14 protein-coding genes and 3 tRNA genes are annotated in these 19,903 nt (G+C 75.4%); 8 read left to right on the forward strand and 9 right to left on the reverse strand.

From position 1 onward, the window contains the following. Positions 1 to 168: 168 nt before the first annotated feature. From nirD to GQS52_RS19335, 6 genes are all read right to left on the reverse strand, one after another. Positions 169 to 531: a nitrite reductase small subunit NirD gene (nirD, locus tag GQS52_RS19310; RefSeq protein WP_182314615.1), complete on the reverse strand. Its 363-nt coding sequence runs from the start codon at positions 529 to 531 to the stop codon at positions 169 to 171. Next, the gene (nirB, locus tag GQS52_RS19315) at positions 528 to 3,137 is read right to left on the reverse strand and encodes a nitrite reductase large subunit NirB (protein WP_182314616.1); all 2,610 of its coding nucleotides are present in this window, start codon (positions 3,135 to 3,137) and stop codon (positions 528 to 530) included. Before nirB ends, nirD begins: the two co-directional genes overlap by 4 nt. Beyond that, complete coding sequence (locus tag GQS52_RS19320) at positions 3,134 to 4,462, reverse strand: FAD-dependent oxidoreductase (protein WP_182314617.1); 1,329 nt, start codon at positions 4,460 to 4,462, stop codon at positions 3,134 to 3,136. The genes nirB and GQS52_RS19320 overlap by 4 nt, the downstream gene beginning before the upstream one ends. Before the next feature lie 140 nt (positions 4,463 to 4,602). After that, complete coding sequence (locus GQS52_RS19325; protein ID WP_259370863.1) at positions 4,603 to 5,790, reverse strand: DUF3103 domain-containing protein; 1,188 nt, start codon at positions 5,788 to 5,790, stop codon at positions 4,603 to 4,605. Between the two features lie 258 nt (positions 5,791 to 6,048). Then, the gene (locus tag GQS52_RS19330) at positions 6,049 to 8,196 is read right to left on the reverse strand and encodes a molybdopterin oxidoreductase family protein (RefSeq protein WP_182314619.1); all 2,148 of its coding nucleotides are present in this window, start codon (positions 8,194 to 8,196) and stop codon (positions 6,049 to 6,051) included. 254 nt (positions 8,197 to 8,450) lie between these two features. Further along, complete coding sequence (locus GQS52_RS19335; RefSeq protein ID WP_182316575.1) at positions 8,451 to 9,134, reverse strand: ElyC/SanA/YdcF family protein; 684 nt, start codon at positions 9,132 to 9,134, stop codon at positions 8,451 to 8,453. A gap of 347 nt (positions 9,135 to 9,481) precedes the next feature. On the opposite strand from GQS52_RS19335, the gene GQS52_RS19340 reads away from it, so the two are divergent. The 5 genes from GQS52_RS19340 (at position 9,482) to GQS52_RS19360 (ending at position 16,537) form a co-directional block, all read left to right on the forward strand. Continuing rightward, the gene (locus tag GQS52_RS19340) at positions 9,482 to 10,405 is read left to right on the forward strand and encodes a CbiX/SirB N-terminal domain-containing protein (RefSeq protein ID WP_182314620.1); all 924 of its coding nucleotides are present in this window, start codon (positions 9,482 to 9,484) and stop codon (positions 10,403 to 10,405) included. Between the two features lie 10 nt (positions 10,406 to 10,415). Then, positions 10,416 to 11,690, forward strand: coding sequence for a deoxyguanosinetriphosphate triphosphohydrolase (locus tag GQS52_RS19345; RefSeq protein WP_182314621.1), 1,275 nt, complete (start codon positions 10,416 to 10,418; stop codon positions 11,688 to 11,690). A 131-nt stretch (positions 11,691 to 11,821) separates the two neighbouring features. Continuing rightward, the gene (locus tag GQS52_RS19350; protein WP_182314622.1) at positions 11,822 to 13,084 is read left to right on the forward strand and encodes an FAD-dependent oxidoreductase; all 1,263 of its coding nucleotides are present in this window, start codon (positions 11,822 to 11,824) and stop codon (positions 13,082 to 13,084) included. Positions 13,085 to 13,176: 92 nt separating this feature from the next. Next, complete coding sequence (gene dnaG, locus GQS52_RS19355; RefSeq protein WP_182314623.1) at positions 13,177 to 15,138, forward strand: DNA primase; 1,962 nt, start codon at positions 13,177 to 13,179, stop codon at positions 15,136 to 15,138. A 151-nt stretch (positions 15,139 to 15,289) separates the two neighbouring features. Next, entirely contained in the window at positions 15,290 to 16,537 is a 1,248-nt protein-coding gene (locus GQS52_RS19360) for an RNA polymerase sigma factor (protein ID WP_182314624.1), read from the forward strand. A 115-nt stretch (positions 16,538 to 16,652) separates the two neighbouring features. Here the strand turns inward: GQS52_RS19360 and GQS52_RS19365 are convergent, their stop codons facing one another. Then, entirely contained in the window at positions 16,653 to 18,113 is a 1,461-nt protein-coding gene (locus tag GQS52_RS19365) for an FGGY family carbohydrate kinase (protein ID WP_182314625.1), read from the reverse strand. Between the two features lie 70 nt (positions 18,114 to 18,183). Next, on the reverse strand, positions 18,184 to 18,516 hold the full coding sequence (locus GQS52_RS19370) for a YtxH domain-containing protein (protein ID WP_182314626.1): 333 nt from the start codon (positions 18,514 to 18,516) through the stop codon (positions 18,184 to 18,186). Positions 18,517 to 18,769: 253 nt separating this feature from the next. Between GQS52_RS19370 and GQS52_RS19375 the strand changes: the two genes are divergently transcribed. The 3 genes from GQS52_RS19375 to GQS52_RS19385 all read left to right on the forward strand — a co-directional run bounded on the left by GQS52_RS19375 (position 18,770) and on the right by GQS52_RS19385 (position 19,167). Next, positions 18,770 to 18,842: transfer RNA gene (locus GQS52_RS19375), tRNA-Asn, on the forward strand. Positions 18,843 to 18,847: 5 nt separating this feature from the next. Then, positions 18,848 to 18,923, forward strand: a tRNA-Asn gene (locus GQS52_RS19380). A 167-nt stretch (positions 18,924 to 19,090) separates the two neighbouring features. After that, a tRNA-Ile gene (locus GQS52_RS19385) sits at positions 19,091 to 19,167 on the forward strand. Between the two features lie 238 nt (positions 19,168 to 19,405). Here the strand turns inward: GQS52_RS19385 and GQS52_RS19390 are convergent. Further along, the gene (locus GQS52_RS19390) at positions 19,406 to 19,621 is read right to left on the reverse strand and encodes a hypothetical protein (protein ID WP_182314627.1); all 216 of its coding nucleotides are present in this window, start codon (positions 19,619 to 19,621) and stop codon (positions 19,406 to 19,408) included. Positions 19,622 to 19,903: the final 282 nt, after the last annotated feature.

Below are 19,903 nucleotides of genomic sequence, written 5' to 3' on the forward strand. Positions count from 1 at the left end.
GGACCGGACGAGCAGGGACAGCCACCCCGCCATCGTCCCCCGGACCGGCCCGGCCGGGCCACGGCAGGCGGGCCGAACGGGCACCGGGGCGGCCGGGAGAACCGGCCGCGGCCCGGGAACGGCCGGGGCCGGCCCCGGGCCGGGTCCGGGCCGGCCCCGGGCCGGGGGTCAGACGACGCGGGCGGGGTGGACCGGGACGGTCACCGACCCGTCGTCCAGGCAGACGCCGGTGACCAGGTCGAAGCGCTGCTTGAGCACCGGGGACGCCACGAACGGCCGCCCGTCCCTGCTGCCCAGCAGCCCGCGGGAGAGCACGTACGCCCCGCTGAACGGGTCGCGGTTGCCGATCGCGTGCACCGCGCCGTGCCGGTCCAGGAAGAGCGCCGCCTGCCGCCCGTCCGGCAGCAGCACCGCCACCCCGCGCCCGGGGACGAGGTCGGCGAGGCCGCACACCCGCGTCCAGGCCCCGGAGGCCCGCACCTCCACCCGCCCGGTCGTCGGGGTCGTGCGTCCGGTCGTCGTGGTCGTCATGCGGACGCCTCCTGAAGGGTGCGGACCGGCAGGGCGGGGCCGGCGAGGATCTCCAGGTCGGGCTTGACCTGGTCGCGCTCCGGCACGAACCGCACCGTCGGGTCGGGCGTGCCGGGGGCGTTCACGAAGGACACGAAGCGGCTCAGCCGCTCGGGGTCGTCCAGGGTCGCCGCCCACTCGTCGCGGTAGCCGGCGACGTGCTGCTCCATCAGCCCCTCCAGCTCCGCGCACAGCCCCAGGGAGTCCTCCACGACCACGTCGCGGACGTGCTCCAGGCCGCCGGGGATGCGCTCCAGCCAGGCCGAGGTGCGCTCGAGGCGGTCCGCGGTGCGGATGTAGAACATCAGGAAGCGGTCGATCAGCCTCACCAGTTCCGTGTCGTCCAGGTCCTGGGCGAGGAGGTCGGCGTGGCGCGGGTCGGCGCCGCCGTTGCCGCCGACGTACAGGTTCCAGCCGTTCGAGGTGGCGATGACCCCGAAGTCCTTGCCGCGGGCCTCGGCGCACTCGCGGGCGCACCCCGAGACCGCCGACTTCAGCTTGTGCGGGGAGCGCAGGCCCCGGTAGCGCAGCTCCAGGTCGATCGCCATGCGCACCGAGTCCTGCACGCCGTAGCGGCACCAGGTGCTCCCCACGCAGGACTTCACCGTGCGCAGCGACTTGCCGTAGGCGTGGCCGGACTCGAAGCCGGCGTCCACCAGGCGGGCCCAGATCTTCGGCAGCTGCTCCACCCGGGCGCCGAACAGGTCGATCCGCTGCCCTCCGGTGATCTTGGTGTAGAGCCCGAAGTCGCGGGCCACCTCGCCGATCACGATCAGCTTCTCCGGGGTGATCTCGCCGCCGGGCACGCGGGGCACCACCGAGTACGAGCCGTTGCGCTGCAGGTTGGCGAGGAAGTGGTCGTTGGTGTCCTGCAGGGCGGCCTGCTCGCCGTCCAGGACGTAGCCGGAGGCGCCCACCGCCGGGGCCAGGGAGGCGAGGAGCGACGCCACCGTCGGCCGGCACACCTCGCAGCCCTCGCCGCCGCGCGCCTCCTGCCTGCCGTGCTCGTCCAGCAGCCGGGTGAAGGAGGTGATCCGCCCGACCCGGACGATCTCGTGGAGCTCGGCGCGGGTGTGCGCGAAGCAGCCGCACAGCCCCTTGTCGACGACCGTGCCGCCCGCCGCGAGCTCGTCGTCGACGAGGGCGGTGAGCGTCCTGACGCAGGAGCCGCAGCCGGTGCCGGCCCGGGTGCACTTCTTCACCGACGGCACGTCGGTGCACGCGTGCTCGGCTACCGCGGCGCGCACCGCGCCCTTGGTGACGTTGTGGCAGCTGCACACCACCGCCCCGTCCGGCAGGGCGGACGGGCCCGCGGCGGCGGGGGCGTCGGCGCCCGCGGGCAGGAGCAGCTGCTCGGGGGGCACCGCGGGGACGGTGCCGGTCAGCGGGCGCAGCGTGCCGTAGGCGTCGGCGTCGCCGACCAGGACGCCGCCGAGCAGCGTCCCGTCCGCGCCGACCACCAGCTTCTTGTACACGCCCGCCCGCGAGTCGGAGTAGAGCACGTCCAGGCTGCCCGGGGCGGCGCCGTGCGCGTCGCCGAAGCTGGCCACGTCCACGCCCAGCAGCTTGAGCCTGGTGGAGGTGTCCGCGCCGGTGAAGACGGGACCCCGGGCCCGCTCCGCGTCCGTCGCGGCGGCGATCGCGCCGGCCGCGGCCAGGGCCATCCCGTAGCCCGGCGCGACCAGGCCGTACACCCGGCCGTCGGCGGCCTGTGCGCACTCGCCGATCGCGTACACGTGCGGGTCGGCGGTGCGGCACCGCTCGTCCACCACGACGCCGCCGCGCTCGCCCACCGGAAGGCCGCAGTCGCGGGCCAGCTCGTCGCGGGGGCGCACCCCGGCGGAGAAGACCACCAGGTCGGTGTCGAGGGAGGAGCCGTCGGACAGCCGCATCGCCGCCACCGAGCCGTCCGGGCCGGCGGTGATCTCCCGGGTGCCCACGCCGGTGTGCACCACCACACCCATGTCCTCGACGGTGCGCCGCAGTGCGGCGCCGCCGCCCTCGTCCACCTGCACCGGCATCAGCCGGGGGGCGAACTCCACCACGTGGGTGGTCAGCCCCAGCCCCTTGAGGGCTCCCGCCGCCTCCAGGCCCAGCAGGCCGCCGCCGACCACCGCGCCGCAGGTGGCGCCGGCGGCGTACTCCTCGATGGCCAGCAGGTCCTCGACGGTGCGGTAGACGAAGCAGCCGGTGGTGTCCTTGCCCGGCACCGGCGGCACGAAGGGGTAGGAGCCGGTGGCCAGCACCAGCGTGTCGTAGGGGACGACCGCGCCGGAGCGGGCTGTGACGGTGCGTCCGCCGCGGTCGATCCGCACGGCCGGGTCGCCCAGGCGCAGTTCCACGCCGTGCCGCTCCATGAACCCGGGCTCGACCACCGACAGCTGCTCGGGGGTGGTGCCGGAGAAGTAGGAGCTCAGCCGGACCCGGTCGTAGGCGGGCCGCGGTTCCTCGCAGAGCACCACGACGCGCGCGCGTCCGGTCACCCCGCGGTCCGCCAGGGACTCCAGGAATCGCTGGCCGACCATTCCGTGGCCCACCAGCACGATCGTGGGAATGGTGGTCGTCATCGGTGGCCTCCGTCGGTCGTGAGCAGGTGGATCGGGTGTCCGGGCGGCGGTTCGCCGCCCTCCCAGGCGCGGGCGAGCGTGCCGACGGCGGCGAGGTCGCCGAGCAGGATGCCGCCGACGAGGCGGCCGTCGCGGAGCACGACCTTGCGGTACGAGCCCCGGGTGGCGTCCGAGAGGAGCAGTTCGTGGTCCTCCGGGCCCGCGGCGACCTCGCCGAACGCGGCGAGGTCGAACACGTCGCCGGCGCCTTCACCGGCGGCGGAGAAGGGGTTCGGGGCGGGGCCGGTGCCCGTCCGGGGGCCCGTGAGGGTGAGCCGGGTCAGCACCCGGCTGCCCCTGTAGAGGGGGACGCGCCCGGTGCCTCCGGCTCCGCCCGGGTCCGCGAGCCGGCGGGCCAGCAGGTCGGCCTGGTCGTGGGCGGGGCCGGCCAGGCCGTGGACGGTGCCGCGGTGCTCGGCGCAGTCGCCGATCGCGTGGATGCGCGGGTCGTCGGTGCGCAACCCGTCGTCGACGACGATCCCGCGCCGGACGGTGAGGCCGGCGGCGGCGGCCAGGCCGGTGCGCGGCCGCACCCCGCAGGCGGGGACGACCAGGTCGGCCTCCGTCCGGGACCCGTCGGCCGTCTCCACGCCCTCCACCGCGCGCCCCTCGCCGCTTCCGCGGACGAGGAGGCCGCGCACCCGGCACCCGGTGCGGACCTCCACGCCGAGCGACTCCAGGTGGGCGCGGAGCAGGGCGGCGGCCCGCGGGTCGAGGTGGCGGTCCATCAGGTGCCCGCCCCGGTGGGCGAGGACGACCCGCACGCCGCGCGAGGCCAGGGCCCGTGCCGCGCAGACCCCCAGCAGCCCGCCGCCGACCACCACGGCCCGCACCCCCGGCCGGGCCCGCGGGGCCAGGGCCAGGCAGTCGTCCATGGTGCGGAAGGTGCGGACCCCTTCGGGCAGCCGGGGGGAGCCGGGGCCCGCGGTGCCGGACAGGCCGCGCAGCGGAGGGAGGACGGCGCTGCTGCCGGTGGCCAGCACCAGGGTGTCGTACGGCACCCGGTCGCCGTTGTCGCACACCACCGCGGCGTCGTCCCGGTCGATCCGCACCGCGCGGACCCCGGACAGGTACGCGGGCCCGTCGGGCCGGGGGAGTTCCACGACCTCCGGCGGGTACCGGCCGGCCAGCACACCGTCCAGCAGCAGCCGGTTGTACGGCGGGTGCGGCTCCTCGCCGATCACGGTGACGCCGTCGGCCGCGCCGAGCGCGGCCAGCCGGTCCACCAGCCGGACGCCGGCCGTTCCGCCGCCGACCACCACGGTGCGGGAGGTTGTCGATGTCATGCGGACCACCGTGCGGCCCGGACGTTAACCGGCCGCGTCCCGCCCGTTTCCCGGCGGGAACGTTGCCCTCAGCGCGCGGCGCCCCCCTCTGTGAGAGGAGGGCGCCGGGCCCGGGCGGCGGGGCGGCCCGGGGGGTGGGGTCAGAGCGCGGATACCCAGTACGGCTGGACGTTCATCCAGCCGTTGGCCGCGGCGCCGTTGCGGCGGCCGGTGTACTCCTTGGCCAGGGTGTACCAGGAGTCGACGTAGTCCGGGTCGTCGGTCCACCAGGAGGTGGGGACGGCGTCCAGCAGGGCGTCGACCAGCGGGATGTACATGCCCTGGTCGGTGATGGTGAGCAGGACCGCGGCGATGGCCTTGGCCAGGGACTGGTAGTTGGTGTCGCCGTCGTCCTCCATCATCACGGCGTCGGCGAGGTTGTACTTGTAGTTCGACCAGTTGACCAGGACCTGGTTGGGGTAGTAGGTCGTGTTCTCGCTGTCGAGGTAGGGCATCTGGACGGGGTCGACCCGCGGCACGCCGTCCTTGCCGAAGCCCGTCACCAGGGTGAAGACCTCGGCGTCGCCCTTGAACCAGGGCTCCTTGAGGTCGCCGACGCTGACCGAGGTGATCTTGGTGGTCCAGAAGCCGGTGGAGTTGGTGCCGATGTCGGCCAGGGCCCGGGAGCCGCTCTTCGTGCCGGTCTGCTGGGCGGGGGAGGCGAGGCCCTGCCGGTCCAGTTCCTCGTTCAGCACCTCCAGGCCGGCCCGCACGGCCTTGGCGCCGTCGACGCCGACGATGTAGACGGGCCGCTCGGGGACGGTGTCGGCGTCCAGTTCGTGCGCCGCGCCCCTGCTGTCGTAGGCGGTGATCGTCGAGGCGTCGTCGTCGGCCGGGGCGGCGGCCACCAGCGGGGCGGTCCGCGCGGTCAGGTCCTCGCGCATCGACGCGTCGGCCAGGCGCACGCGCAGCAGGGAGCCGATGTCGGAGCCGAGCCCCTTGGCCTCGGCGATGCGCACGTCGGCGTCGGCGACCTCGGCCTTCAGTTCCCTGCCCGCCCCGGCGGGCGCCGCGGCGGTCAGGGCCTGCAGGTCCACCTCCTCGGAGGCCAGGGCGGCGTTGCGCACCCGGTTGCGCCAGGCGGCGTCGGTCAGGGACTCCGCGAGCGCCCGGGCGGTCTCCGCCTCGATCCCGCCGACGGTGGACGCGGCCGGCGCGGCGGCGGCCGGCTGCGCCTTCGGCGCCTTTGTCGCGTCCGCAGCGAGGGCGGTGCCCTGCAGGGTGGTCAGGGCGGTGGCGGAGAGGACGATCCCGGTGAGGGCTGTGCGCAGCAGCTTCGTTCCGCTCAAGACTTCCTCCGGTGTGAGGGTGTGGGGCGTGGACGTGCGGGAGCGTTCGGGACGTGCGGGAGCGGCCGGGTGCGCGGCTGCGCAGCGGCTCGGGTCGTGCGGTGGTGCGGGTGCGGGGGGCGCGTCCATGATGGATCCGTGAAGATCTATGCGGGTAGACCTTCACGTGTAAAGAATTAATGACAGTTGCATGTCAAAAATGTGTGCGGGGTGCGCCCCGGGCCGGGCCCCGCGCGGCAGGACCGGCGGCCCGGCCGGTCACGCCCGCGCCGCCGGCTCCAGCCGGACCGCGCACACCTTGAACTCCGGCATGCGGGAGACCGGGTCCAGCGCCGGGTTGGTGAGGGTGTTGGCGCAGCCCTCGCCGGCCCAGTGGAAGGGCATGAACACTGTGTCGGGCCGGACGTCCCGGCTGATCCGGGCCGGCGCCACGGCCCGGCCGCGGCGGCTGGTGACCGCCACCGGGTCGCCCTCGGCCACCCCGATCCGCTCCGCCAGCTGCGGGTGCAGCTGGACGAACGGCCCGGGAGCGGCCGCGTTGAGCTCGTCCACCCGGCGGGTCTGGGCACCGGACTGGTACTGGGCCGACACCCGGCCGGTGGTCAGGAACACCGGGTACTCCGCGTCCGGCTCCTCCGCCGACGGGCGGTGCGAGACCGGCACGAACCGGGCCCGCCCGTCGGGCGTGGCGAACCGGTCGAGGAACAGGCGGGGCGTGCCCGGGTGGGGCGCGGACGCCCCGCCCGTTTCCGGACAGGGCCAGAACACGCCCTGTTCCTCGGCGATCCGCCGGTAGGTGATGCCGGAGTAGTCCGCGGGGCCGCCCGCCGAGGCGCGGCGCAGCTCCTCGAACACCTCCTCGGGGTCGACCGGGAACCCCTCCTCCCACCCCAGGCGCGCGGCCAGCCCGTTGAGGACCTGCAGGTCGGTGCGGACCCCGGGCGGGGGCGCGACGGCCCGCCGGCGCAGGATCACCCGGCCCTCCAGGTTGGTCATGGTGCCCGTCTCCTCCGCCCACTGGGCGACGGGCAGGACGACGTCCGCCATCGCGGCCGTCTCCGAGAGCACCACGTCCGCCACCGCCAGGAAGTCCAAGGAGGCGATCCGCCCGGTGACGCGGGCCGCGTCCGGGGCGGAGACCACCGGGTTGGACCCCGACAGGAACAGGGCCCTCACCTCCCGGCCCAGGGAGTCCAGCAGCTCGTAGGCGCTGCGCCCCGGCCCGGGCAGGTCGCCGGGGTCCACCCCCCACACGGCGGCGACGTGCGCGCGGGCCGCGGGGTCGTCCAGCCTGCGGTACCCGGGCAGCTGGTCGGCCTTCTGGCCGTGCTCGCGCCCGCCCTGCCCGTTGCCCTGGCCGGTCAGGCAGCCGTAGCCGGAGTACGGGCGGCCGGCCCGGCCGGTGGCCAGGCACAGGTTGATCCAGGCGCCGACGGTGTCGGTGCCCTTGGCCTGCTGCTCGGGCCCGCGTGCGGTGAGCACCATGGACGAGGGCGCGTCGCAGAACATCCGCACCGCCTCGCGCAGCTGCGGCACGGGGACGCCGGTGATGCGCTCGACCAGCTCGGGCCAGTGCGCCATCGCCGCCGCCCGGGCCTGCGGCCAGCCGGTGGTGCGCCCGGCCACGAACGCCTCGTCGACCCGGCCCTCGGCGACCACCAGGTGCAGCATCCCCAGGGCGAGGGCGAGGTCGGTCCCCGGGCGGGGCCGCAGGTGCAGGTCGGCCTGCTCGGCGGTGCGCGTGCGGCGCGGGTCGACGACGACCAGCGTGCCGCCGTTCTCCCGCAGTTCGGTGAAGTACCGCAGGGCGGGGGGCATGGTCTCGGCGGGATTGGAGCCGACCAGGACCACGCAGCCGCTCCGGGGGACGTCCTCCAGCGGGAACGGCAGGCCGCGGTCGAGACCGAATGCCCGCTGGTGCGCGGCCGCCGCGGACGACATGCAGAAACGTCCGTTGTAGTCGATCGAGGGCGTGCGCAGCACCGCGCGGGCGAACTTGCCCAGCAGGTACGCCTTCTCGTTGGTCAGGCCGCCGCCCCCGAACACCCCGACGGCCGCGCGGCCGTGGACCTCGGCGGTGCGGGCGAGACCGGCCGCCGTGCGGTCCAGCGCCTCGTCCCAGCCCGCCGGCACCAGCTCGCCGCTCGCCGCGTCGCGCACCAGCGGCCCGGTGAGCCGGACGGCCCGCGAGAGCACGGCCGGCGCGGTCCGCCCCTTGCTGCACAGGGCACCCCGGTTGACGGGGAAGTCCGGGCGCTCGACGACCTCCGCTGGGGCCCCCGCTGGGGCCTCCGCGACGGCGTCCGCGGGGGCGTGGCCGGCCCGCGGCGCGGACTTGGGCGCGAGGCGCATCCCGCACTGCAGCGCGCAGTAGGGGCAGTGGGTGTCGACCGTCGTGGTGCTCATGCCGACCACCGTGCGCGAGAGGTGTTTCGCAGCCCAGCCCCGCCGCGTTAAACACCCGGAACGCCCGCCTCAGCGCACCCGGCGGCCCGCTGTGAGGAGCCGGCCCGGAAGGCCCGCGTGGTGGACGCGCCGGTCGTGACCGTTGCGGTTCAGCACCAGGCTCCGGTGGTCACCAGTGATCCCGGTGACTTGAACCGTATCGCCGATGCGATCGGTGTGAAGATCGGACTGTTCACCGTCCGAACCACTCCGGATCACCCGGCAGCGGCCAGGGCCCGCGCGACGCCGGGCTCGCGGGGGCCGAGGAAGTGGGGGTCTGGCCGGGCCGCCGCGTCGAGCGCGGCCTTCGCCGCCCCCGGGATCTCGCGCACCGAACCGTAGAGCCACGTGACGTCGCGCGGCTCCTCCACCGGGACGCCGTGCGCGTCGATGCCCGCCGCCGTGCACAGGGCCAGCGCCCTGCGGACGTGGAACCCCTGGGTGACCAGCAGCGCCTCGTCCACGCCGAAGATCCGCTTCGCGCGGATGCACGAGTCCCAGGTGTCGAAGCCGGCGTAGTCCAGCACGATCCGCTCCCGGGGCACGCCCAGACCGGTCAGGTAGTCGCGCATGGCGCTCGGCTCGTCGTAGCCGCTGCGGCTGTTGTCGCCGCTGACCAGCAGCACGCGGACCTTGCCCGCCCGGTACAGCCCGGCCGCCGTGTCGAGGCGGTGCGCCAGGTAGGGGGAGGGCACGCCGTCCCACAGTCCGGCGCCGAACACCACGGCCACCGGGGCGGAGGGGGCCGCCGCCGCGTCGCGCACCCGCGGGGAGGCGGAGGCGTGCGCCCACAGGGCGGGCAGCAGCGCGGCGGTGCAGGCCAGGGCCAGCGCCTGCACGGCCCTGCGCCGCCCGGCCCACCCGGCAGGCCGGGTCGGCCGGTACCGCAGATACCGCAGGCACCGGTCGCGCAGCGTCCGTAGGGCCTGGCGGGTCCGGCCCGCCGCGGTACCGTCCGCGGCGCCCCCGCCGTCCGTCGCCGTGCCCGTCCCCGTGCCTGTCCCCGTGCCCGTGCCCGTGTCCGTGCCAGTTCCCGACACCGCACTCCGTCCCTCGTCGAAGCCCGACCGGCCCCGCACCGACCGCGGCGGGGCGCCCCCACTGTCCGACGCCCCGGGGATCGCGCCCGGTTCCCGTGGCTCTCCCGCGGCCGTTCTCACGGGGTGCGTCCGCGGTGAGAGGCGGCCGAAACCGCCCGTGACGGCCGTGCAACGAGGGCGCAATCCCCGCACCCCAGACTCGCCGCATGACGGAGTCGACACCTGCTTCCGGTCCCGGCCCGCTCGACAGCACGGCGCAGACCGCGAGCCGGACCACCGGCCTGCCCGGGGCCCGTCCCGCCCGCCTCCCGCGGCCGTACGCGCCGATCCGGCGCCCGCCGGCCCTGGTCGTCGTCGCGCACGGCAGCCGGGACCCGCGGGCGCTGCGGACCGTGCGGGCCCTGCTGGCCGAAGTGCGGGCGCAGCGCCCCGGGGTCCCCGTCGCCCTGGGGCACATCGAGCTGAACGAGCCCCTGCTCGGCGACACCCTGGCCCGGCTGAACGGGGAGGCGGTGCTGGTACCGCTGCTGTTCGGGCGCGGTTTCCACGTCAAGGAGGACCTGCCGGGGGCGTTGGCGCGCGCCCCGCACCTGCGGGCGCGCGTCGCTCCACCGCTGGGCCCGCACCCGCTGCTGGCGCAGGCGCTGCACGCGCGGCTGGTCGAGGCCGGATGGAGGCCGCCCCCGGCCGGGCGCCGGGGCCCGGCCGGGGGCGGCCGGGCACGGGGCGGCGCGGTGGTGCTCGCCTCGGCCGGCTCCCGGGACCCGCAGTCCGCCGACGACGTCCGCGGCATCGCGCACCTGCTGGCGTCCCGGCTGGGGGTGCCGGTGGTGCCGGCCTGGGCCACCGCCGCCTCGCCCTCCGTGCCCGAGGCGGTCGCCGACCTCACCGCGCGCGGGCACGACCGGATCGCGGTCGCCTCCTGCTTCACCGCCCCCGGGCGCTTCTCCGCCCGGTGCGCGGCCGCCGCGCCGCCCGGAGCCGTGGTCTCCGCACCGCTGGGGGACCACCCGGCGATGGCCCGGCTGGTGCTCCACCACTACGACAGCCTCGCCGCCGGTCCCGCTGCCGGCCGCGCTGCCGGTCCCGCCGCCGCCCCGCCGCACGACGCGCCCGCGCCCTGCGGTTAACGTCGCTTCCATGAACGGGATCGACGGCTACAACGACGCGGCGACCGAACGCTGGGTGCCCGAACCCGACAAACGGCCGGGCCGCACCGCCTTCCAGCGCGACCGGGCCCGCGTACTGCACTCGGCCGCGCTGCGCCGCCTGGCCGGCAAGACGCAGGTGGTCGCCCCGCTGGAGACCCCGGCGCAGCTGAGCACCAGTCCGCGCACCCGGCTCACCCACTCCCTGGAGTGCGCCCAGGTCGGCCGGGAGCTGGGGGCGGCCCTGGGCTGCGACCCGGACCTGGTGGAGACGGCCTGCCTGGCCCACGACCTCGGCCATCCGCCGTTCGGGCACAACGGCGAGCAGGCCCTGGACGAGGTGGCCCGGCCCTGCGGCGGTTTCGAGGGCAACGCCCAGTCGCTGCGGCTGCTCACCCGCATCGAGCCGAAACGCTTCACCACGACCGCCGACGGCCGCGTCACCGGCGTGGGGCTCAACCTGACCCGCGCCTCCCTGGACGCCGCCACCAAGTACCCCTGGCCCCGCGGCAAGCACCCCGAGGCGCCCGGCTCGCCGAAGTTCGGCGTCTACGAGGACGACCGCCCGGTCTTCGACTGGATGCGGGAGGGCGCCCCCGGCGACCGCCGCTGCTTCGAGGCCCAGGTCATGGACTGGTCCGACGACGTCGCCTACTCGGTGCACGACCTCGAGGACGGCCTGCACGCCGGGCACCTCGACCCCAATCTCCTCCTCGCCGACCCCGAGCGCGCCGACCTGTTCGAGGTGGCGGCCGCCCGCTACGCGCCCCTGGGAACGTCCGCCGGGGAACTCGCCGAAGCCCTGGACCGGCTGCTCGACCAGCCGTGGTGGCCGCACGGCTACGACGGGTCCGCCGTCGCCCAGGCCAGGCTCAAGGACGCGACCAGCCAGCTGATCGGCCGGTTCTGCCTGGAGGCGGAACGGGCCACCCGGGAGGCCCACGGCCCCGGCCGCCTCACCCGCTACCGGGCGGAGCTCGTCGTGCCGCGCGCCGTCCGCCTGGAGTGCGCGGTGCTCAAGGCCGTCGCCGACCGCTACGTCATGCAGCGCGACGAGCAGGAGGCGCTGCGCCGCCGCCAGCGGGTGGTGATCGCCGAGCTGGCCGAGGCACTGGTGCGCCGCGCCCCCGACGGCCTGGAACCGCAGTTCGGGGCGCTCCACCGGGCGGCGTCCGACGACGCGGAGCGGCTGCGGGTCGTGGTCGACCAGATCGCCTCCCTCACCGACGCCTCCGCCCTCGCCCTCCACCACCGGCTCACGCGGTGACGCGGTGACGCGCCGGGGACGCCGTCTTCACCGGGAGCGCCCGGTGGGGGAGGCTCGTTGAGAACGGGGGAGGCTCGTCGAGGACGGGAAACGTACCGAGCGGGGGCAGGAGCGACAGCAGGAGGCGTCCAGTGGTGGACGAACACCGCACGTTCGTGATCGTCGGAGCCGGCCTGGCGGGAGCCAGGGCCGCCGAGACCCTCCGTGCGGAGGGGTTCGGAGGCAGGGTGATCCTGGTCGGCGACGAACGCGACCGCCCGTACGAGCGGCCGCCCCTGTCCAAGGGCTTCCTGACCGGGGCCGCCGACCGTTCCTCGGTCTTCGTGCACGACCCCGCCTGGTACGCGCAGGCCGGGATCGAACTCCACCTGGGCCAGCCGGCGACCCGCCTCGACCCCCTCTCGCGGACCGTCGTGCTCGCCGACGGCACCCCGCTGACCTACGACAGGCTGCTCCTGGCCACCGGGGCCGAGCCGCGCCGCCCGGACGTCCCCGGCACCGGCCTCGCCGGGGTCCACCGGTTGCGCAGGCTCTCCGACGCCGAGCGGCTGCGCGGTGCGCTCGCCGCGCGCGGGCAGGAGAACGGGCACCTGGTGATCGCCGGTGCGGGCTGGATCGGCCTGGAGGTCGCCGCGGCCGCCAGGGGCTACGGGGTGGAGGTGACGGTCATCGAGCCCGAACCCACCCCGCTGCACTCCGCGCTCGGCCCCGAACTGGGCTCCCTCTTCGCCGACCTGCACCGCGAGCACGGCGTCCGGTTCCACTTCGGGGCCCGGGCCGCCGAGATCGTCGGACACGACGGGACGGTCTGGGCCGTCCGCACCGACGACGGGGAGGAGCACCCCGCCCACGAGGTCCTCCTCGCGGTCGGGGCGGCACCGCGCACCGCCCTGGCGGAGGCTGCCGGGCTGGCCCTGGCCGGCCGGGACGAGGGCGGCGGCATCGCCGTCGACGCGTCCCTGCGCACCTCCGACCCGTACGTCTTCGCCGTCGGCGACGTCGCTTCGGCCGAGCACCCGCTGTTCGGCCGCAGGCTGCGCACCGAGCACTGGGCCAACGCCAACGACGGAGGGCCGGCCGCCGCCCGCGCCATGCTGGGCTGGCACGTCTCCTACGATCCGGTCCCCTACTTCTTCTCCGACCAGTACGACCTCGGCATGGAGTTCTGCGGCCACGCGCCGCCCGGCGCCTACGACCAGGTGGTGTGCCGCGGGGACATGGGAAAGCGCGAGTTCATCGCCTTCTGGCTCTCGCAGGGGCGGGTGCTGGCCGGGATGAACGTCAACGTGTGGGAGGTCAACGAGCGGATCCAGCAGCTCGTCCGCTCCGGCGCGCAGGTCGACCCCGACCGGCTCGCCGACCCGGGCGTCCCGCTCGAGTCCCTGGCCCCGTGACCGGGGCCCGTGACCGGGGGCCCGTGACCGGGCGGGTCCGCGAGGCCGGGCGCATGGGCGTTCCGGTCCGGCCCGGGCCGTAGACTCGCAGCGTGGCCGGGAAGATCAGGGAAGAGGACATCAAGGCGGTGCGGGACGCGGTCCCCATCGACTCCGTCGTCTCCGAGTACCTCCAGCTGCGCAACGCCGGCGGCGGCAACCTCAAGGGCCTGTGCCCCTTCCACGACGAGAAGAGCCCCTCCTTCCAGGTCAGCCCCAGCAAGGGCCTGTACCACTGCTTCGGCTGCGGCGAGGGCGGCGACACCATCGCCTTCGTCATGAAGCTGGAGCACCTCTCCTTCGCCGAGACGGTCGAACGCCTGGCCGCGCAGGCCGGCATCACCCTGCGCTACGAGGAGAGCGGCGGCGGCTACACCCCCGGCCACCGGAAGGGGGAGCGCACCCGGCTCGTCGAGGCCCACCAGGCCGCCGCGCAGTTCTACCTGGAGCAGCTCGACGGCGCGGAGGCCGAGATCGGCCGCCGCTTCCTCGCCGAGCGCGGCTTCGACCAGGCCACCGCCCGGCACTTCGAGGTCGGCTACGCCCCGGCCGGCTGGGACCACCTGGTGCGCTTCCTGCGCGGCCGCGGCTTCACCGACAAGGAGCTGGTCGTCTCCGGCCTCGCCCAGGAGTCCCGGCGCGGCAGCCCCATCGACCGCTTCCGCGGACGCCTGATGTGGCCGATCAAGGACATCACCGGCGAGGTCGTCGGCTTCGGCGCGCGCAGGCTGCGCGAGGACGACCAGGGGCCGAAGTACCTCAACACCCCCGAGACGCCGATCTTCAAGAAGTCCCAGCACCTGTACGGCATCAACCTGGCCAAGCGCGACATCGCCAAGTCGCTGCGGGTGGTCGTCGTCGAGGGCTACACCGACGTGATGGCCTGCCACGCCGCCGGCGTCACCACCGCCGTCGCCACCTGCGGGACGTCCTTCGGCGACGACCACATCAAGGTCCTGCGCCGGCTGCTGATGGACACCTCCGAGCTCAAGGGCGAGGTGATCTTCACCTTCGACGGCGACGCCGCGGGCCAGAAGGCCGCCACCCGCGCCTACGAGGACGCCGACAAGTTCGCCGCCCAGTCCTACATCGCCGTCGCCCCCGACGGCATGGACCCGTGCGAACTGCGGCTCTCCCAGGGCGACTCGGCGGTGCGGGCCCTGGTCGACGGCCGGGTCCCGCTGGTGGAGTTCGCCCTGCGCAGCAAGATCGCCGGCTACGACCTGGACAACGCCGCCGGCCGCGCCTCCGCCTTCGACGCCGCGGCGCCGCTGCTGGCCCGCTTCACCAACCAGACCCAGCGCCACACCTGGGCCGTCGAACTCGGCGCCATGCTCGGCTACATGGACGAGCGGTGGGTCACCCGCCGCGTCGACCAGTTCGCCCGCTGGGAGCGCGAGCGGCGGCAGCAGCCGGACGGCGGCCGGCGCGGCGGGCCCCGGCAGCACGGCGGAGCGCCCGGGCCCGGCGGACCCGCCGGGCCGCCCGGACCCGGCGCCGTGCCCGCCGCCCCGCGCGGCCCCCGCGGCCCGCGCCTGGACCTGCGCAACCCCGCGCACCAGACCGAGCGCGAACTGCTCAAGCTCGCCCTGCAGTTCCCCGAGCTGGTCTCCCCGGCCTTCGACGCCTACGGCGAGGACGAGTTCACCGCCGCGCCCTACGCCGCGGTGCGCCGCATCATCGCCGACGCCGGGGGGGCGGAGTCCGCCCCGGCGGGCGACTACCTGGCACGCGTCTCCGAGGCCGCGCCCGACGAGGCGGCACGCACCCTGATCCGCGAGCTCGCCGTCGAACCGCTGCGCACCCGCCGCCCGGTGGACGAGCTGTACGCCGGGGCCCAGTTGGTCCAGGTGCGCAGCCGGGCCGTCGCCCGCCGCATCGCGGAGGTCAACTCCCAGTTGCGCCGCCTGGGTTCGCACGGCGACCCCGAGCAGGTGGCGGCCCTGCAGGGCGAGCTGTGGGCACTGGAGCAGTACGGCCGGGCGCTGCGCGAACAGGGCGCCGCGGCCCTCTGACCGGTCCCGTCGGCGGCCCGGGGCCCACGGCTGCCCGGGGCCCGCGGCGGCGCCGGCTCCGCGGCCCGGCCCTCCCGCGGCGGCCGGGCGTTGCGCCGGAAGGCGGCCGGGAACCGCCAGAAAGTGGCCGCACGCCTCTCGTGGACGGAGTGTGTCGTACCCCACACTGGGGGCGGTACCTGAGTCCTCGGAGCGCGGAGTCCCACGAACCCCCGCAGGCTCGCGGGCGGCACACCGGACGGAGGTACGGCCCGGTCGCGCCCGTTCCCGCCGCGGCGCACCCCGTGCCGGCCCCGCCGGTGCCGCCGGTACGCCTCCCGCTCCTGCCGCGAACGCGCTCACCGTGGAGGTCGTGTCCGTGCAGACCCTCGTCAAGGAGCCCGCGGCCCCCGCCGGGGCCGTCCCCGCAGCGCCGCGCAACCCGGCCGGTGCCGCGCCCGCCCACCGCCCCCGGGGCCGGCAGGAGCCCGCCGTCCCCGACGCCTCCTCCGACCTGTTCCGCCAGTACCTGCGCGAGATCGGCCGCATCCCCCTGCTGAGCGCGGAGGAGGAGGTCGAACTGGCCCGCAGGGTCGAGGCGGGGCTGCTCGCGGAGGAGAAGCTCACCACTCTTGCGGACCCCGCCCGTGCCGACTTTGAACTCGTCCGCGACCTGGACCGGCTGGTCGTCCTCGGCCGGGCCGCCAAGCACCGCCTGATCGAGGCGAACCTGCGGCTGGTCGTCTCCGTCGCCAAGCGGTACGTCGGCCACGGGCTCGCCATGCCGGACCTCGTCCAGGAGGGCAACATCGGCCTGATGCGGGCGGTCGAGAAGTTCGACTACGCCCGCGGCTTCAAGTTCTCCACCTACGCCACCTGGTGGATCCGCCAGTCGGTGAGCCGGGCCCTGGCCGACCAGGCCCGCACCATCCGGGTGCCGATCCACGTCGTGGAGCTGATCAACCGGGTCGTGCGCCTCCGGCGGACCGTCCTGCAGGAGCACGGCCGCGAGCCGTCCGCCGCCGAGCTCGGCGTGCTGCTGGACCTGCCCGAGAGCCGCGTCCGCGAGCTCCTGCGCCTGGCCCAGGACCCGGTCTCCCTCCAGGCGCCCGTGGGCGAGACGGAGGACGTGGCGTTCGGCGACCTCATCGAGGACTCGGACGCCGTCTCCCCGGCGGATTCCGCGGCCTTCCTGCTCCTGCGCGAGCACCTGGAGGCCGTCCTGTCCACCCTCGGCGAGCGGGAGCGCAAGGTCGTCCAGCTGCGCTACGGGCTCGTCGACGGGCGCTCCCGGACCCTGGAGGAGATCGGGCAGGTCTTCGGCGTCACCCGGGAACGCATACGGCAGATCGAGTTCAGGAGCCTGAGCAGGCTGCGCGAGCACACCTTCGCCGCACAGCTCCGCTGCTACCTCGACTGATCCGCGGCGCGGCCCCCCGGGCCTTCGGGAACGGGCCGCGGGCGCGGTCCGCGGCCCGGCCGGCCGCCCACCCGCTCATCAGGCCACCTGCTCGCCTGGTCACCTGGTCATCCGCTCACCCGGTCCCGAACGCCCCCGGGTGGGTCTGGTCCCGGATCGCCGCGTACTGCTGCCGCACCGCCTGACCGATCGCCAGTTCCTCGCCCGGCTCCAGCAGCTGCACCGCCGACGACCGCCACTGCGGGGGCTCGGCCCCGCCCGACAGGGCCCACGCGGCCTGCCGCGCGGCGCCCAGTGCCGTGTAGTCGGCCGGCTGCGGCAGCGCCACGGGGGCGCCGAGGAGGACGGGGGCCATGGCCCGCACCGCGGGCAGTTCGGCGGCCTGCCCCAGCAGGAACACCCGGCGGACCTGCACGCCGCGCCCGCGCAGCACGTCGAGGGCGTCGGCCAGCCCGCACAGCATCCCCTCGAAGGCGGCCCGGGCGAGGTGCTCGCGCTTCATGCTCTCGCGCCGCAGCCCGGCCAGGGTGCCCGCGGTGTGCGGCAGCTGCGGTGTGCGTTCGCCCTCCAGGTAGGGCAGCAGGACGAGGCCGTACGAGCCCGGGGTCGACTGCAGGGCGGCCTCGGACAGGCCCGCCAGGTCCGTCCCCAGCAGGTCGGCGGTGGCGCGCAGCACCCTGGTGGCGTTGAGGGTGTGCACCACCGGCATGTGATGGCCGGTGGCGTCGGCGAACGAGGTGATCATGCCGCCGGGGTCGGTCAGCGCCTCGCCGTGCACGGCGAAGACCGTGCCCGAGGCGCCCAGCGACACCACCGCGTCGCCGATGCCCAGGTGGAGCCCCAGGGCCGCGGCCATGTTGTCGCCGGTCCCGGCGGAGATCAGCAGGCCCTCCGGGGTGCGGCCGGCCGGTTCGGCGGGCCCGAGGACGTCCGGCAGCGAGACCCGGTGGCCGAGGGCGAGCTCGACCAGGTCGTGCCGGTACTGCTCCGCGGCCGCCGACCAGTAGCCGGTCCCGGAGGCGTCGCCCCGGTCGGTGGTGCGGCGCGCGGGGCGCCCCATCAGCTGCCACACCAGCCAGTCGTGCGGGAGCAGCACCTCTGCCGTGCGGCCCGCGGCGGCCGGGTCGTTCTGCGCCATCCAGCGCAGCTTGGAGACCGTGTGGGCGGCCTGCGGGACGGCGCCCACCGCCCGGGCCCAGGCCCCCGGGCCGCCGAGGGCCTCGGTGAGGTCGGCCGCCGCCCCGGTGGACCGCTTGTCGTTCCACAGCATCGCCGGGCGGACGGGGACGCCCTCCGCGTCCTGGGCGATCATGCCGTGCTGCTGGGCGGCGACGCCGATCGCCTCGACGCCCTCGAGCAGGCCCCCGGCGGCCGCCTCGCCGAGCGAGTACAGCCAGGCCTGCGGGTCCGTCTCGGAGCGGCCGACGGCGGGCCCGGCCGGTTCGCCGGGCGCGGGCCGCAGCGGGAGTTCGGGGTGCGGGGCGTGACCCTCGCGGATCACCGCACCTGTGTCGGCGTCGCAGACGACGATCTTCGTGAACTGCGACGAGCTGTCGATTCCGGCGACTGTCCCCATGGATGCAGATCATGCCGCATCCGGCGGGCGGGGGTCCCGCAGGACCCGTACCCGCCGGACGGCGGTCCGGTCAGGGCGTGCCGGTGCCGGTGCTCGTGCCCGCGCCGTTCCCGGTCCCGGTTCCCCAGTCGTCGTGCGGGGCAGCCTTGTCCCGCAGCGCGCGCACCTTGTCGGTGACCGCTCCGGGAAGGCGGTTCCCGGCCCGGTCGACCACCGTGTCGGCAGCCTTCACCGCGGCGGCCCGGCTGTTGTCCGCGGCGCTGTGGGCCGCGTTCTGCACGGCGGGGTTGCCGGCCACCCGTTGTGCGAGCTTGCAGAGCTTGTCGTACTGTTCCCGGCCTGCACGCGTGCCGAACACGTAGCCGACCGCAGCTCCGGCGACGAACATGAGCCGCTTGGCCATGGCTCCACCCTTTCCCTCGCGACGTCCACGGGCCGGCGGGGGCGGCCCCGCCGGCGGTCCGTACTGCGGTTCGCGCCTACCCGTGCGCCCCGGCGGCGAACCCTGCGGCCCCCGCGACGCCGCGCGACGCCCCGGAAGGCCCGCGACGCCCCGGGAGAACCGGTTGGCGGAGCACCCCCCTGCTTGCGCTAATGTATGTGTCGCAGCGAGCGCACACCGCCCCAATGCCGGGACCGGGTGCACTCCGAAGCATTCCTGCGTAGCTCAATTGGCAGAGCAGCCGGCTGTTAACCGGCAGGTTACTGGTTCGAGTCCAGTCGCAGGAGCTCGGTCCCCTGTAGCTCAATTGGCAGAGCAGCCGGCTGTTAACCGGCAGGTTACTGGTTCGAGTCCAGTCGGGGGAGCCATACGGAGGAGGACCCCCGCGGGGGTCCTCTTTCGCGTGCGCCCCGTTCCCCGCGCGGGGTGTCGGGAGCTTTCCCGGGGGTACGTTCGGACCCGCGGGCACGGCAGATCGTATGAGCGGCTATGCTGCGGCAAGCAGTGCGTTCGACGAAGCCTGACGTGCTGTTACGGGGCGGTAGCTCAGCCGGTTAGAGCAGCGGACTCATAATCCGTCGGTCGTGGGTTCGAGTCCCACCCGCCCCACCAGTCCCCCGGACCGCTGCCGGGGCATTCGCCCCGACAGCGACAACGAGGGGACCCGGCGCGGGTCACGCATCCCCTCCGAACCTCCCCGCGCCTCCCTTGCGCCGACGGGCTCTCCCGGTCGCGGTGCGTGCGCGCCGGCCGTTCCCGGCCCCGCCGGGCGGTTCAGCAGTTGTAGGAGTGCAGAACGCGGTCGAATCGCCCGGCGAGCAGGTCCTGGCGGTTGCTGATCCAGCCCAGCTCACCGTCGCCCTGGTCGCCGGGTCCCGGGATCTGCCATTCGAGGATGTCCCACCTCGAGGCGCACTCCAGAACCAGCGACCAGCGTCTCGCCCTGGAACACCACGTCGACGAGGGCGTGCCCCCGGGAGGAGCCGAACAGGGAGACGTACGCCCCGACGGTGAGCCTCCCCTGGGGGATGTCCCGCGGGTCCGCCACCCCGAAGTCCAGGGTCACGCTCCCGCCCGCGACCACTCCTGTGCGGTTCCCGGAGAACAGGCACAGGTGGTGCCTGACGTCCGTCCCGGAAACCCGTCCCGGAAACCCGTACCGGGTCGACGGAGAAATCGGCGGAGAGACCCGGGGAGCCCACGCTCGCACACGTCCTGACGGTTGGTCGGAAAACCCGCGCCGAGGGATTGACGCCGGTGATCACGCGCCCCAGGGCGCCGGTCCGACAACCGGGGAGGCACCCGGGAGGCCCCGGGCCCCGGCCGTCCCCGGCCGGGGCCCGGGGCC

Origin of the sequence: Streptomyces sp. SCUT-3 (assembly GCF_014083985.1) — a bacterium.
Lineage (GTDB): Bacteria > Actinomycetota > Actinomycetes > Streptomycetales > Streptomycetaceae > Streptomyces_H > Streptomyces_H thermolineatus.

What these genes read in the sequence shown, in the direction of transcription:
- GQS52_RS19345 (WP_182314621.1), top strand. Translation starts at nt 10,416, where the DNA reads ATGAACGGGATCGACGGCTACAACGACGCGGCGACCGAACGCTGGGTG.
- nirD (WP_182314615.1), bottom strand. Translation starts at nt 531, where the DNA reads ATGACGACCACGACGACCGGACGCACGACCCCGACGACCGGGCGGGTG.
- GQS52_RS19370 (WP_182314626.1), bottom strand. Translation starts at nt 18,516, where the DNA reads ATGGCCAAGCGGCTCATGTTCGTCGCCGGAGCTGCGGTCGGCTACGTG.
- GQS52_RS19330 (WP_182314619.1), bottom strand. Translation starts at nt 8,196, where the DNA reads ATGAGCACCACGACGGTCGACACCCACTGCCCCTACTGCGCGCTGCAG.
- GQS52_RS19340 (WP_182314620.1), top strand. Translation starts at nt 9,482, where the DNA reads ATGACGGAGTCGACACCTGCTTCCGGTCCCGGCCCGCTCGACAGCACG.
- GQS52_RS19365 (WP_182314625.1), bottom strand. Translation starts at nt 18,113, where the DNA reads ATGGGGACAGTCGCCGGAATCGACAGCTCGTCGCAGTTCACGAAGATC.
- nirB (WP_182314616.1), bottom strand. Translation starts at nt 3,137, where the DNA reads ATGACGACCACCATTCCCACGATCGTGCTGGTGGGCCACGGAATGGTC.
- GQS52_RS19320 (WP_182314617.1), bottom strand. Translation starts at nt 4,462, where the DNA reads ATGACATCGACAACCTCCCGCACCGTGGTGGTCGGCGGCGGAACGGCC.